Here is a 16738-nt window from a genome sequence, read left to right as displayed (position 1 = left end):
CGAAAATCTAAATTTATTATGCAAAAAACAACCAAACAACATGACAAAATTGGAGAATTTTTCTTCCAAATATGTTGTTTGGTGGTACTGTAGATAATTTGGTGTAAAAATCTTCTGTTAAATATTTGCTATTTAGTGATCTCTACACAAAATTATCTACGATAGCATTTTAAAGCACGAGTGCTATAGACTTTCAATAAAATCATCAAATTTTTGACTAAATTCGGTGGTTTTTAATTTATTGAAAAAAGGCATACCAATAACTCTTCAATTACCATTATTTGGCATAAGATTGATGTCACTGTTTATCAAGCTCAATAAATTCGCTTTCCAATTATCATGTTCGATTAGATGTGTACCTTTAGGTTCAACAAATACTTGCGAATTTATTTTATTGGTTTTGAAATAAAGAAGAAAATCAGGTTCAAAACGATCACCACTATCAAAATCATAAAGTGCAAGATCACTAAAACGTTCATTTCTAACTAAATAGAATTCAATATTTTTGTTTTCAAGTCGCTTTGCATAGTTATCACTAAATCATTTGACAAATTCTTTTTCTTCACTTGTTCCATAATTATCATTAAAAACATATCATTTTTTAGAACTAAGATCCATTCTAAGTTTTTTGCTTGCTTTACTTTGAGGGTTACCATTTCCGTCTTCATCCTCAACATTAGCAACATATATTAATTTATCTTCAATAACATCTTTAAGATATTTAGGACGTAGAACTTTTTCACCTACACTTGCATCTTTGAGTGAATAAAGATAATTTTCAATTTGTTTAAATGCATCCATAACAGCACTAAAAATATCTCTTCCACTTATTTTTGCTTTAGAGCTATTAGACCAGAAGTTGATTTTAACATTTGAACCTAGATAATCAGATGAAGTTAAAAATTCTTGAAGTGATTTAAGATTAGAGAACTTAGATTTTAGAAAATCAAACTTCAGTGTTTCAAAATAAAGCGCACAGCCCTCAAGAATGTGATATTCAACTTCCTCAAGATTAAGATGATAAACAATTTTAAGTTCTTCTATTTCATTATCTGATTGTGTGTCTAAATCAAAAAGTTTTTCCTCATTAGCCTTAATTTGTTTAACTTTAAAATCAATAGTTTTAGTAAAATTAACTTTATCTTGCTCGCTTGGCATACTATTTTGTTTTGGAACTCTTTTGTTAGTTCAAACTAAAGCATTTTGAAAAAATTCTGAATTTTTAAATTCTTCTTTAAGTTTAATTTCAACTACTTTACCATTATCATCATCAATAAGACCAGTTTGTTTAAGTGTATTTTGAAGGTCATTGATATAGCGTGAATCGTTTTTGCAGTGGTAATAAAGAGTTTCGAGAACACGATATTTATTGCTTAAGTCTGCATCGAATTTTCGTTTGTTTCGATTTTGTTCATCATTGTTATACACAAAAGGACAATAACGGGCTCCACGTCCAATTAATTGAGCTTCTTTAATTGTATACTTGTTGGTTTTTACACGTGTATTTTCTTGACGTTCATCATGTAGTCTAACAATGTCAAAAAGGTTAAGTACATCTCAACCCTCATTTAGTTGATCAACTACAAAAATACCTCGCAAGACATTGTCTTTATCTTCTAACGTATTGAGCAACACTTGCATTTGTGCATCAATTGCACTTTCAGTGGATGAGTTAATAATGACTAGTGTTTGCTCACGAAAACTTTCTTTGAGTAGATTAACTAATAATTGATAGTCTTGATGTCCTAAATTTTTAAAGTAACTAAGACTTTGCTTCATAATTGGAATATTAATAGTTTCAAGAGCCAATATGTCTTCAATGCTTAGTTTTTGAATTTTTTGCTTGAACTCTTCAAAAAATTTTTTACTTTCTGCAATGCTTTTTGACTTAAATAAAACCACTGGTTTTATTTCTAAGCCTAAATCATTAAAAAGCATATGACGATATTCACTCATAATTAATGCTATAAGCGATCTTTGTCAATATGTTGTCTCAGAACTTATGTTTTGAAAGTTTTTGGTTCATTTTTCGTCTCTAAAAGTTTTGAGTGGATAGTCAAAAATCAGTTTGTCTATGTATTTTTTGTTAATATCTTCATCATTAAGACCTGCAGTTGCGCTAAATTCAAGTAGAAGCGATTCAGGATGTTTATTATATAAACTAATTACAGTGTTTTCCCAAGAAGGTTCTTCAAATATTTCGGGTTTTTGTACTTTACTTTTGGCTTTTGTGCTTGCATTTAGGTGATGAGATTCATCACTGATGAATACTACTTTTTGATTGCTAAAATCATATTCACTCATAGCATTTTCGCGTGGACTAATAATGTCATTATGTAATTTTTGAATGGTTGTAAAACATATATTAATTGAGTCTTTATCAATGTTTGAAGCTTGAAAATTATCAACAATATTGATTTTTATTGTTTTATTGAAGCATTTTAAAGGCGAAGCAAATAAATATTTTGAACTTGCTGGATTTGCAAAGTTTTCTTTAGTTTTTTCAAGAATATTGGTTTGTGATACAAAGAAAATAAAGTTTCTATAACCTTGTTGATATAAAAACAGAATTAAAGCAGCCATTATTACTGTCTTTCCACTCCCTGTTGCCATTTGGAATAGGTTGTGTATTTTATCTTGAGTACGTAATTTTGTATTACCTTCATCAAGATAATACAAAATAAATGACTGAATTGCTCTAGTTTGGTAATCTCTCAATTTAATTTTAGGATTTAGTCCATTTACAATAAATGTGTCAAGGTCTTTAGGTGGAAAATAATCTAATATATTTTTTAATTTATCAGCTAAATTATTATTCATTCTCTGCCTCATAAAACGATTTGCTAAATTGCTTGTCAGTTTCACTAATTTCATATGACTCATCATCTATTTGAGAATAATTTACATACAATTTGTTTTTGTTAATTATTGAAATAAGACGAGCTTTTTTCTCATCAAGACTAAGTGAATCAAAAGTACTTAAGCTAGATTCAATTTCTGCTTTACTTAAATAAGGAATTATGTCATTAGAATTTAGTATTTGGTCTTTAACACAAACAATGTCTTTGCTAGTTGCTTTTTTTACCAAATCCACTCATTTTTGTGTATTTTGGGCTAATTCGCAGTACACAAATGAACCGCCTCCTTGTCAGCCTACTAACTGAGATATTCCGCCTTGTTCACCATCAATAACTTTTTTAAGCCTTGCTAGCGTGATGTCTTCGATATAGTCCATTTGCTCAATACCAATATATTGTCGATTCATTTTGTGTGCTACAGCAGCGGTTGTTCCTGAACCAAGAAAGAAATCTAGAATAATATCACCCTCATTTGTAGTAGCATCAAGGAGTTTTTTTATCAATTCTTCAGGTTTTTGACCCGCACCAAAACCTACACTTTGTTTTGCTCCTACGATCCAATCCATTGAATAAATCCCATTTTCCTTTGCTTTTATAATGCTTGAAGTCATTATTTTAGAACCTGAACTTGATAATTCAAATGTATAGGTAGGTTTATAAAAAATTTTACTACGCACCTTACAGAAATGGTAGATTGTTTCATGAACACGAGGCCATATAGTGCTAGTCGCTTTATACCCAAAAGGTTTTCCGCTTTCTCATATTAACTCTTTAAAATAATCAAATCCCAAACTTCTAATCAAAATATCTAAATATGACTTCATATTTTCGTCTATACTTATAAAAATACTTCCATCATCCCTTAATAATTTTTTGGCTAGCTCTAATCTGTTCTTCATAAAGACAAGTCATGTTGAATTGTTAAATTTATCATTGTAATTAAATGAATCATTGCCAGTGTTGTAAGGCGGATCGATATAGATACATTTAACTTTTCCTTCATATCTCTTTAATATAGAGCTTAATGCTATAAGATTATTCCCTTTAATGATAAGATTATCTTTTTTATTAAATAATATGTTTTGTTCAACTCCTTGTGAGCTATAGCGTTTTGCATTAACTAGGGCTTTAGGATCAAGAAGTCTGTTAATATCATCAAGCCCAAGAGTTTCATTGAGCATAACTTCACTACATTTCTGGTCGTCTTTGTCTTGATTGCCAACTAAAACACAATCTTTGAAGGGAAATGAAAGTACAACATCGTTGCTTTCGTCAAGAAAGTGTCCATTGTTATCAACTAGGCCAATGCGATTTTTAAAAGAAGTAAAACTATCAGGCATAAAGTCTTTTAGGTTGATAAAATCTATGAATTTTTTGTCATTAAAAATTCAGATGTCTTTAACCTTAACAAAGAAATTTTTGCGTATTAATTCATTAGAATAAAGAATCTCCAAAAGATCGCTATCATGATTATTAACTGCAGCAAAAATATTACCTAATAAAAGCTTATTTTGTTCAGAAGAATAATACTTATTATTATCTTTAAGTATATCTAATAAACATTGAGTTAATGACGTGATTTTTGGTTCCATATTAGTCCTTTCTTTGCGGTTTTTTTGCAAAAACTATAATTAAATTTCTTATCTTGTTCACTTATGTTATGGGAAGTAAAAAACTATAATTTTGTTTGAATTATATAAAAATTTTATCTAAGTTAAGGTGATATTGTTAAGAAATACAACAAAATTTTATAGACATTAGCAAGTATTTTATTACTATTCATAAATACAACAGCAGTTGTTCCTAATTGAGAATCTGTTTTTAATTAATTACAAATTATTTTTGAAAAAGAAAATTAAATAATTAAAATAACCAAACAACATATTTGGAAGAAAATTTATCCAATTTTGTCATGTTGTTCGGTTGTTTTTTTGCCTAATAAATTTAGATTTGTGCGATCGCTATTCTCAAATCTCTTACTCAAAAAGTAAGCAGGAGATAAATTTACACAAAATTTACTACACTACCGTGGATTATTTATTTTGAAAACTAAAAACCTAAAATGTTTATTAAAAATATATGATTATTAATGTTTCATATTAAGAGATTCTAGCAATCCATTAGCTTTTGAAGCCTCTTTTTTAGCCCTATCAAGTTCTTCGATTTTACTATTTGAAATAGATTCTTTTTGTTTAATTTCCTTATTTGATTGAGAAATCTTCTTATTTAATTCCAAATCCTCTAATAAAGCATTCTGAAGATTATTATTCGTTGTGTTAATCATAGAATCTGCTTCCTTATTTTTTTGGATTGCTTCTTCATTATCTAAAATCGCTTTTTCAAGTTGTTTTTGCTTTTGATGCAAATCATGAGTTTTATTTTCAAATTCTTTATCAACATCTTTTATTTGGCCTTGAATATTATTCTTTTCAAATAAAGAATCATTATTTGATTTCTTAGCATTTTCATAATCTAATTGCTTCTGAGCTAATAAATCAGTTTTATTTTTTACATCTTGATTAGCTAAATTAACCTTATTTTTAGCATTGTCCTTAAGGCTATTAGCATGAAGTATTGCTTGATTTAATTCACTTAAACTATTATTTTTATCTTCCAATTCTTTCTTTTTTTCTTCTAAATTAGTATTTAAATTTATAAGATCTTGCTCTGTTTTCGCCTTATTTTGCGATGCTTGTTCAATCAATTTAGCATTATTTTTTAATTCATTATTTTTATCAGCAACTTCTTTACTTTTATTATTTGTGTTTTCAAGTTCTTGTTGGTACTTTTGATTAGCCAGAGTTATATTATTAAGTGACTCTTGCAATTTATTATGAATCTCGGTTTGTTTTTGAATTAACGCTTGATGATTTTTTTGCGACTCTTGATGCTTAGCATTTGCACCTTCTAAAGCCTTTGTTTTTTTATTGACATCTTCTTGTTTCATGCTAGCTTCTTCATTCGCACTTTGCAATTTCTTTTCCAAATCTGTCTTGCTTTTTAGCGTTTTTTGGATTTGCTTATTAGCGTCATCAACAGCACCTTGCTTTTGAGATACTAAAGCTGTCTCATTATTAACCTTTTGTTTTAATTCATTTAATTTTTCTTGTAAGAAAGACTCTTTGTTTTTAGCCTGTTGCAATAATTTTTGAGCGCTCTGAAGTTGCTTATCTTTATCATCTTGTTCTTGTTTAGCTGATTGCAATCGATGTTCTGCCTCTTTTTTAGCCTGGCGCGCTTGTTCTGCCTCAACACGTGCAACTTCTAATTGACTAAATTTTTGTTTAATTTTTTCTTCCTTATCCCTTACGGACTTTATTGCTGTATTTTGTTTCTGTTCAGATTGAGATTTTAGCTGCTCATTGTTAGATTTAGATTCTTCTAGCATCCTTTTATCATTTGTTTTCTTGGTAATATCAGCTTCAATTTCTGAAATTTTTTGCGAAGCTTCACCAATTAGATGTTGTTGCTGGTTTATCTGGTCTTCATATTTCTCGAGAGAACTAGTTAAAATAGTTGTATTTTTATTAATTTCAGCAATTTTATTATGAATAGCATTTTCATTATTCTCTTGCTTATCATATTCGCCTTCAGCATCCAACCATTTTCTTTTAGCTTCTTGTTCTTCTCTTAAAGCTTCATTATATAGAGATTCTTTATGTTGCCTAATAAAATATTCATCTCTACCTCTTTTTGAATTATTTCAATCTTTTCCTTTTTGCTCTGCGTCAGCCTTTTTTTGTAAATAAGCTTGATATGCCTTTTGTTTTTTATCTTCCAATGATTTCTTATTTATTAATATCTTTTCCAGTTCTTTTTCTTCTTTGTTACGCTTATCATCTTCAAAACCAATTATTGTTTTTAAATTTTCATAACCATGTTTCAATTCATTGAGTTTTTTATTATGATTTTCTTTAATGCCCTCTTGCTCTACTTTCATCCTATTAGCTTGGTCAATATCTTTTTGCTTTTGTGCTAAATCTATAATTGTTTTTTCAAGATCTCTATTTCTTCTATCGACTTCGCTTGTTGCGCTATCCTTTAGACCTTGAAGCCTTTTTAGTTCTTGCTTTAATATTTCATACTCATTATTCAATTGATTAGCATATTGGTCTTTATCAGTCTCATTTTTTGATGCGCTATCAAGCTCTTTTTGAAATTTATTTCTATCATTTTCTGCATCGGTTTTTGCTTTGTTTTTCTGCACTAAATCATCATTTTTTTGCTTAGTGTTTCTTATCGCTTCTTCTAGCTGAGCCTCAATTTCTCGGTTTTCAGATGTGGCTTGTGCTAATGATTTTTTAGCTTCTTCTAATTCCTTGGTTTTTTGATTTAAATTTTGTTGTTTTTGCTCATAATCAAAATTGGATTTTTTTATTTGTTCAGCAATACTGCTTTGAGTTTCTTTTACCTTTGACAATTCAGAATTTGCATCTTGCAAATCTTTAGAAATACGAGCTATATCATTAATATTCTCTTTTTCTAATTCATTAGCTTGTTGTACTTCGTTATTTAGTCTTATATTTTTGTTGGTAAGGTCTTCAGCTTTTTGTCTAGCATCATTTGCTTCTTTTTGTATATCTGCAAGTTTTTGATTTGCTAAAGCTAATTGTTGCTTAGCGTTGTTTAACTCATTATTGATTCGGGTTTTGTCAGTATCAAGAGTATTAAGAATTCTATTTATCTCTGCAACTTCATTTTGCATACGATTTATTTCTTTTTCAGATTCATTTTTAGCCCTTAATGCACTATTATATTCATCTGTTTTTGAATTAAGATCCTTAATTTTTTTATTGATATTTTCCTCTTGTTGTTCAAATTCAGAATTAGCACTGTTTTGGGCATTTATCGCATCTTGCAATGCTTTTTTTGCTTCATCTAACTCTTTGGCTTTTTTAGCTAAATCATCAGATTTTAGAATAGCATCTTTATTAACGCTATCATGATCTGAATTAGCCTTATCTTTTTTATTTTTTGCCTCTTCTAGGGCTTTTTTTGCTTCTTCAAGTTCTTTGGTTAAACGCTCAACTTCTTTAGTGGTGGAAATTACATTATTATTTGTTAGTAGCTTATTTTGTTCGGCTGCTTTTTTTTGTTTTTCAAATTCCTTAATTTTTTCCTTAATACTTTGTAATTGTTTTTCCAATTCATCTTTAGATTTTTTGGCTTCTTCTAGTTTCTTATTCGCTTCACTTAGCTCGTTGGTTTTGGAAATAACATCATCATTTTTTAATAAAGCATTTTTCTTAGCTTGCTCTAGATCTTGTAATGCCTTTTCTCTAGCTTTTTTAGCTTCTTCTAGATCTTTATTTGCTTTATCAAGTTCTGCCTGCTTGTCTTTTTCCTCTAGCTTCAAAGTTTTAAAGTGATGAATTAAAACTGTTTCACCATTATAAATCATCTGAAACTCATAATCAGTATCTGGATATAAAGGTTTTTCATTATTAATCCCAAACGACATAGATTTTTCTTCTTTATTAATAACATGAGTCTTTCTTTGCACATTATAAGGAGTTTTTTTAGCATAAAATAAAACTGAAAAAGAACGGTTAGTGTCATCATTTTTATCAATATTTTTTAAATGAAAGATCGCTGAGTTTGCAGTAATTTTCTGGTCTTTTATTTCCAAAGCCAAAAGGCTTTTTTTATCATGCTTATTTTTGTTTGTAAGATAAAAGGCTGCAATAGCTCCGGTTGTAATTGATGCTGCCAATAAAGCTGATGTTAATAAAATAACATTACGTTTTTTTCTTTTTACTTTGTTTTCTTCTACATTTTTATTCATAATTTCTTATACCTCTCTTTGATAAAATTAGCTTTTGTAAAATGCCCAAGATTTTTCAAGAAAATATTAACATTTTTTTTTTTTTTTTGCAAACTTGCTACCAGTGTTTATGTATCATTATGAAATAATGATAAAAAGAGGCTATATGCCGCCTCTTTTTATCATGTTTTAAAAAAATTGCTATCTTTTTAATTTATTCAAATCTTTTTTTTAATTCATCCAGCTTATTTGTTATTTGCAAAATTTCTTGATTTTTCTTATTAACTTCCTTATTAATTTTATTTAACTCTTGGTGTGTCTCATCCTTGATTTTTGATAATTGCTTAATCGAATTAACCATTTGATCTATGTTTTTTTCATTCTTTGTTTTTTGATTATTAAGGTCTTTTAATTTCTGTGCTAATATCGATAAGGAATTTTCTTTTTCCTTTTGTTGTTTTTCATAGTTAGCAATATTTTTAGACTCCTCATCTAATTGCTTTTTAATAATTTCTTTTGAAAACTGCGATGCTTGTGTTTCTTGCAAAAGAAGATTTTTATCATTTATTTTAGCTTCAACGTTCTTTTTTTGTAAACTAATGTTCTTATTTTGCTCTTCAATTTGATGTTGAACTTTTGAAATATCTTCCTTAGCTTTTTTGATTAACTCATTTAAGAGAGGAATTTCATCATTAGCTTTTTTTAATTCTTTCATTCTATTCATTAGTTCATTTTCTAGTTCGAGCAATTTATTATCAATAACAGCCTTTGCTTCTTTAGCTTCCTTAAATTCATCATCTTTTTGTTTAACATCTTTTATTTTTTGGGTAACTTTATCATTTTCTTGAGTTAATTTTTCTCCTTTTTCTTTTCTTAGTTCTTCAGCTTGTTTTTTATCTTCTAGTAATTTTTGCAGTAGCATTTCTGCATCTTTTTTCTTTTGTGCTACAGCTGCCATTTTTTGTTTGACATCATCTAATTCATTGGTTTTTTGTTCTAATGATTCTCTTTTTTGCTTAATTTCTTCTTCTAAATTACTTAGATTATTTTGAATATTGCTTTCAGTTGTAAGGTTTTGTTGATTTTTTTGCTCTGCTGCATCTACTTCTTGTTGATTCGTTTGCACATTGCTTCTATTTTGTTCCACTTTTGCATTTGCATCATCATGTTTTTTCTTAGCTTGTTCACTTTTAGTTTTTGTCTCTTCTAATGCTTGCATTGCTTCAGAAATTTCATTTGATTTTTGATTTAAATCACTAGTTTTTTGTGCAATTGTTGTTGAAATGGAAGATAATTGACCATCAACATTTTGCTTTTTGTTTTTTACAGCATCAAATATTGTTTGAGCATCATTTTTAGCACGTTCTGCCTCAGCCATTTCCTTTGTTTTTTGTGCAAGTGATTCTTTTAGTTTTTTTAGTTCTTGTTGCAAATTAGTTTTTTGCTGATTGAGACTTTCTATTTCTTCTTCAATTTTTTGTTTCTTTTGTGTTTCTTGTTCAATATTTTGCTGTATTTTTTTATTATTCTCATTTAATTTTTGTATTTTAGATTCAACATCTTGAACCTTACTTGTAGCGCTTTTAAATGAATCATTAACTTCATTCTTTTTATTTGTTAATTCTTCTTTAGTTTTTTGAAGCCCATTTAATTGCGATTCTTTTTGCGAAACTTGTGTTTCTTTAGTTTTTATTTCTTCATTAGCTTGTTCATAAGCTTTATTTGCTTGCTCTTTTGATGATTTGGCTTCTTGCCACTCTTCTTCTGCTTTTTTAAATAATTTTTCTTTTTGGGCTAGTTCTTGGGCTGCTTGCTCTTGGGCTTTTTTATTATCATCTAAGGCATTTCTAGCACCTTTTTCTTGCTTTTTGAGTTTTCCCAATTCTTTTTCAAGGTAAGCTGCTTCTTGTTTTTTTGATTCTAGTCGGCTCTCTAAATGATCTCGTTCATATTCATCATCTGCATCATAAATTTCTAGTTCTAATTCTTTTATTTCAACTTCTATTTGATTTAGTTCATGTGTTTTACGGTTTATCTCAAAATATAATCTTTGATGTTCATCGAGCGATTCACGATATTTTTTATCAATATTGGATTTTTTAGATTCGGCTTCTTTCTTAACTTTATTGGCCTCTTCTTTTGCTTTTTGTTTCGATTTTAATTCTTCAGTTTTCTTATCTAAATCATCTTTGGCATTTTTGGCTTTTTCTTTTGCGCTTTGTAATTCGGCCTCAAGCGTTGATTTTTGCTGTGTTGTAGTATCAACATTTTTTGAAGCCTGCTCTAATTCTGATTCAATTTTGCGCTTTGAATTTTCAACTTCCATTAAGTTTTGCTTTTCTTTTTCTAGTTCCGCTTGAGCTTGTGCTAATTCAGAATTGTTTGTATTTCTTTCTGCTTCTTTGTCTTGTATATTTTTAATGGCGTTAGTTAATTGCTGCTGATTTTGTTCTTCTTGTTGCTTAATTTGCTGATTTTTTAATTCTTCTTGCTGTATTTTTTCGCTTAATTGTGCATGTTGTTTATTGATTTCTTCTAAAGAATCTTTTTTATTTTCTAATTCAATACTTGCATTATTTCCTTCTTCAACTAGCTTATCAAACTCCTTTTGCAGCCTATCTTTTTCTTGCTTAGCTTTTTGTATTTCTTCTTGAATTGCTTGTTTTTCATTGCTTTTTTGAGTCAAATCAGATTCTTTTAACTTGGCATTTGTTTTTGCGCTTTCAAATTCATCTTTGGCTTTTTGTTGATTTTCTAATGCAATATCCAATGATTTCTTAGCCATATCTAAATTCTTAGCTTTTTGTGCCAATTCATTTGCACTTTGTTGTGAATTTTTCTTTGCTTCTTCTAACTTTTGTATCGCTTCTTTTTGTTTTTCTAATGCAGCTTGCAATTCATTTGTTGCAACATCGACTGCTTCTTGTTTAATGCTTGCCTCACTAGACTTTTTTTCTAGTTCTTTTGTTAATTGCTCTATAAGTGCTTCAGCATCGCTTATTTGTTTGCTTAGAGAATCTATTTTATTTTCTACTTCTTGATAATTTAATTGAGCTTCTTTTTGTTTTTGCTTTAATTTTTCAAGCTCATCTTTTAAAGCTGCTAGTTCTTGCTGTTTTCCTGAAAGATTTTTGTTAGCCTTGTCTTGTTCTTCAGTGACTTGTTTTATATTTTCTTTTACTGTTTGTATGACTTGATTGGCGCTATCTTTTATACGCTTTTGTGACTCTAAATCATTCATTTTTGTTTGGACATCAGCTTGTAATCTGCTTAACTCTTCTTGAAGTAACTTGTTTTGATTCTTAGTTTGCTCTAAGTCCTTTTTAGCTTCCTCTAATTCCTTAGTTTTTAATGCTAATTTCTTAGCTTTTTCTTCAAAAACTTGTTCTGCTTTTTTAAAATCCGATATGGTTTTTTCGTGCTGCGATTTTAGATTATCTAGTTGTTTTTTTATTTCTTCTAAAATCCGACTATGTTCTAAAACTTCTTTTTCTTTTTTTATAGTCTCATTTTCTATTTGCTTTAATTTATCCTGAGATTCCGCATTTAAAGCCTCAAAATTTTCAATATTTTTATTTATTTCATTAATTTTTTTGTTTAATATTTTTTTCTTATTTTTTAGCTTTAACAGCATGTTTTTAGCAAGAGAAAATTCTCTTTCCTTCTGCTCAATAACCTTTTTATTTAAAGATTGCAAATTAGAGCTATCTTGTTTTTTGCTTATACTATAAACAAAAACAGAACCAGCTGCCACAACTAAAGCAGACGATAATGATAAACACAATGCTAAGGTAATTTTCTTTTTTTTCATTACAATACCACCTATAAAAATGCTTTATTTTAATGTATATATAAATTATTTAATATAAAAATAAACTAGCCTAATATCGGTTTTTAATCAAAACAATATATATATATATATATATAGTAAGACATATACTAAAAAACAGATAATAAATGGTACTTTATACTCATTTTTTATGCTTTTCTTGCGCTTTTTTTAGGATTAGTGCTAATAAATTATTTAATTATCGCCTTATCTATTTTTTGTTTTATTTTGTATTTTTTCTTATTTTGCATGTTTTAACATGTCATATATTAAGATAAATAAAAAAGTAAAACAAGAAACTCCTAAATGAAATTGGTTGTTTTACTTAAAAATATTTTTTATCTTGTTTGGGTGGCTTTTAGTAAATCTTGTTTAGCAGCTTCTAGACTCTCGGTTTTTTCTGCGACATCCTGAATTTTTTGACTAACTTCACTAGTAAGTTTATCTAATTCTTTTTGTGCTAATTCTTTATTTTTTAGTTCTTGCTGAATTTTAGTACCAAAATTATTGATTTTTGATTCGGCTTCTGCTTTTTGATTTTTAATATATTCTAATTCTTTATTTATTTCAGTTATTAAATTTGTTTTAGATTCAACATCATTTTGTTGTTTCTCTATTTTTTTATTTGCATCATCTAGCAGTTTTTCCTTCATTTCCTTAGGAAATTGAACGGCTTGTTTTTCTTGCAATGCAACATTTACAGCATTTTGCTTTTCTTGAATATTTTTTTCTTGTTGGGAAATGTTTTTACTTATATTTTCAATTTCTTGGGGTGCGTTAGCAATTGTTTCGCTAGCTTTTGCTATAGCCTCTTTTATTTCTTTTATTTGTTTATTTGTATTACTTAAATTACTATTAGCATCATTAAATTTTTGAATTGCTTCATTATGTTTTTGATCAGCAATATCTTTAGCTTCCTTTGCCTTAGATTCAATGCTTTTAACTTGATTTACTGCCTCGATTTTTGAATCAACTTCCTTAGTCTTTTCATCTAATTTCATTTTGGCTCTACTTGCATTTTCTTGTGCTTGCATTCTTTTGTTAGAAAGATCAGCTTTAGCAATTTCTAAATCAGCCTCCGCAGCTTGTTTTTCTTCATTAGCTTCCTTATTTTCTTGTTGCGCAGTTTTTAAATCATTTGTTGCTTGCTCCAAGTTTCTTGTTTTTTGTTGGAAATTATGATCAGATTCATCAAAGGTTTTCTGGGCTTCATTTTTCTTTTGAACTAAGTCTTGATTATTTTTTTCAGATTCATTTTTAGCTAATTGTTTTTCCTCAAATTCCTTTGTTTTTTGAGCTAAATCAGTTAATGCATTAGTTTCTCTTTTTGTGGATTCTTCATTTCTAGTTTTTGCTGCTTCAAGCGCTTCTTTATCTTTAGAAATAATATTTTTTTGTAGGTTTATATTGCTTTTTGTTTGAGCAATCTCAGTTGTTAATTCTTCTAATCTTTCGAAATAGCTATCCTTTTGTTGCTTAATTTGTTGATAAGCGCCTTCGGCTACACTAGATGCTTCCTCTTTTTGAGCCTTTTCTTCTGATTTTGATTTAAATTCTGGTTCAATTTTGGCTTTTTCAGCTTCGGCTTCTGTTTTCTTAAGATTAGCTTCATCCAAGGTTTGTTGCGCTTTTGCTTTATTTTCATTTGCATCAGCTAAATCTTTTTCAGCTTGCTTGATTAGTTTATTAGTTTGCTCTATTTCTTCATTTTTAGCATCAATTTCATTTTTAGCTTGCTCAATAGCCGTATCAGCATCATTTTGAGCCTTTAATAGAGCCTCAACCTCCGCTTGAAGTGTATTTGTTTCAGCGAGAGTAACTCTAGCTTTTTCTTCCGTAGTTTTCAAAGTATCTAAAACAGAATTATACTTAGCACTTGCCTCACTTTTGGCATTGTTATAGCTTTCTAATTCAGCTTCTAGACGTCTTAATAATTCATCCTTCTCTGCTATTTGTGCTTTAGCATTTTCTAGTTCTTGTTTTTTAGTATTAACAGATTCCTGTGTTTTGACTTTTTGTTTTTCTAAATTATCCTTGTTAGTCTTTTTATTATTTCTTTCTCGCTCTTTATTGCTTAATTTAGTCCTTGTGGGATTAAAAGTTTTTCTAAGATAATTATGAGCTTCTACATCGAGTTTATGATATTCTTCATAACTTACTTTTCTATTATCATACTTTGCCTTTAGATCAATAAGCATTCCAAAAAGTCTATCTTTCTCTTTTTCTACCTTATTAAATTCCACTTTAGCCTCTTGGGCTTCTTTTTCGGCTTTTTCATATTCAGCATTTGCACTAGTAATTTTATCTTCTAATTTAACTAATTCATCTTCTAAAACTAGAATTTCCTGGGCTAATGTATTTTTGTTTTGCTTAGCTTCCTGCTTTGCTTGCATTGCTTCACTCTTAGAAGTTTCTTTTTGGCTTAATTCTAAAATTCTTTGATCTAGTTCGCTTTTAGCTTCGTTCTCATTATTTCTTTTTTCTGCCAATTGTTCTTCAATCTCGGTTTTTTCTTGCAGTTTAGACTGGTATTTAGCATCCAATTGCGGAAATTTTTGCTTTGCATCATCCGATATTTTTTGGTCTTGTTTTTGTTTATTTTTAATTTCTTCTAATGAACGCTGTATTTCGGTTATTTTATTTTTTAATTCTTGAATTTCAACTGGTTTAGTTTGTGGAGCATTTGTAGCATCTTCTATTTTCTTCAAGGCTTCTAATCTTTGTTGCTCTATTTCGGCAACTTTTTGTTGTGCTTGTTCAAATTGTTGAGCCACTTGTGCATATTCTTTTAAAACTTGTTCTAACTCATCTTTCTTTTCTTCAAATTCAACTTGCGCCTCTCGCTCTTGCATTTGGAGATCATCAAATTTTTGGCGTAAATCGCTTTGATTATTTTCAAGAACTTCTTTTTCTTTTTCAAGTCTATTTTTTTCTTCTTCGTTTTGGGCTAATTCTATTGTTTTTTGATCTAGATTTTGTTTTGCATCAACTATCTCTTGTTTAGCATTTTGTAATTCTTGTTGTGCTTCTAACAAGGCTTGATTAGCATTGTTAAATGATTCTGTCTTTTGTTTTAAATCTTCATCGCTTATCGACAAGTGTTTTTTTGCTTCATCTAGTTGCATTAAAACAGTGTTGTGAGGTTCTCTAATTTTTTCTATATCATTAGATAAATTATTTACTTCTTCTGTTTTTAAAGTAATCGTATTGTCAGTTTCTTTGATTTTTTTAACAGCTTCTTCAATGCGTTTTTCATTATTTGCAACTGCTTCTGATAATCCATCTAATTTTTGCTTAGCTAACATATATTCATCAGAAAGTTGATTTTGCTGCGTTTTTAATTGATCTAATTCGCTTGTTATGCTATCTAGATCTTTCTTTTTTGATTCATACTCAGTAGAAACCTTACTTGCCTTATCCGAAGCATTTTTCTTCTCATCAGTAGCATCTTGAATAGCTTGCATTAATTGTGGTAAGGATTGTTCCTTTTGAATTAATTCCCCTGATTTTTGTTGACTTAAAATTTTGGCATCTTCCAATTGCTTATATGCTAATTCTTTCTTTGTTTTTGCTTCTTTTAATAACTTATTAGCTTCTTCTAATTGCGCTGTTTTTAAATTAAAATTTTCTAATTTTTCATCAAAAAGTTTTTTGGCGCTATTAAAGTCAGATTGAATTTTTTTCTGCTCTTGTTTAGCATCTTCTAACTTAGTCCTCGCCATCGCTAAAGCACTATTAGAAGTGCTAAGTTCTGCTTCCTTGCTAACTAAATTTAAACTAGTTTGGTCTATCTTATCTTGGATATCTTGATTTGAAGATTGAATATTTTTAATATTTCTTTCAATATCGCTAATTTTCTTACTCAATTCTTTTTGTTTATCTTGCGCTTTTGTTAACTTATCTTTTGCAGATTCTAATTGTGCTTGCTTTTGATTAACAAGTTTTGTTTTTTCGGCAATCAATAAATCTCTTTGAAGCCTTATTTGATTGCTTTTTTTAATCGACGTATAAGTTATTGCTGTTGCTCCAGCAATAACTAAGCTAGCTGACAATGTTAAACACAATGCCAACACTAGTTTTTTTCTTTTCATCATAATTATTCCTTTATAAAATATTTCATCAAGACATATATAACATTATGCTTTTTATGACTAAAATCAATGTTTTTTATATTAAATACAATAATTTATATATGCACTTATATTGTATAGAGCGCGAGAAAAAAATTATAATATTTCCTAAATATTTTTAATAGTAACCAATTTTAATAACATATTTTTTATAAGT

General features: G+C 28.6%; 5 protein-coding genes. All 5 read right to left on the bottom strand.

From position 1 onward, the window contains the following. Window positions 1-183: 183 nt before the first annotated feature. The 5 genes from ACWXVO_RS01885 to ACWXVO_RS01865 all read right to left on the bottom strand — a co-directional run bounded on the left by ACWXVO_RS01885 (window position 184) and on the right by ACWXVO_RS01865 (window position 16545). Entirely contained in the window at window positions 184-2820 is a 2637-nt protein-coding gene (locus ACWXVO_RS01885) for a DEAD/DEAH box helicase family protein (RefSeq protein ID WP_456002241.1), read from the bottom strand. Continuing rightward, window positions 2813-4450: a DNA methyltransferase gene (locus tag ACWXVO_RS01880; protein WP_456002238.1), complete on the bottom strand. Its 1638-nt coding sequence runs from the start codon at window positions 4448-4450 to the stop codon at window positions 2813-2815. The genes ACWXVO_RS01885 and ACWXVO_RS01880 overlap by 8 nt, the downstream gene beginning before the upstream one ends. Window positions 4451-4944: 494 nt before the next feature. Continuing rightward, the gene (locus ACWXVO_RS01875) at window positions 4945-8643 is read right to left on the bottom strand and encodes a hypothetical protein (RefSeq protein WP_456002235.1); all 3699 of its coding nucleotides are present in this window, start codon (window positions 8641-8643) and stop codon (window positions 4945-4947) included. A 193-nt stretch (window positions 8644-8836) separates the two neighbouring features. Further along, window positions 8837-12433 (bottom strand): hypothetical protein, encoded by a 3597-nt coding sequence (locus ACWXVO_RS01870; RefSeq protein ID WP_456002232.1) that lies wholly within the window; start codon window positions 12431-12433, stop codon window positions 8837-8839. Between the two features lie 356 nt (window positions 12434-12789). Further along, window positions 12790-16545 (bottom strand): hypothetical protein, encoded by a 3756-nt coding sequence (locus ACWXVO_RS01865; RefSeq protein ID WP_456002229.1) that lies wholly within the window; start codon window positions 16543-16545, stop codon window positions 12790-12792. Window positions 16546-16738 lie beyond the last annotated feature (193 nt).

The sequence above is a fragment of the Mycoplasma sp. 1890 genome (genome assembly GCF_053851615.1).
This window is presented reverse-complemented; position numbering and strand designations above follow the sequence as displayed.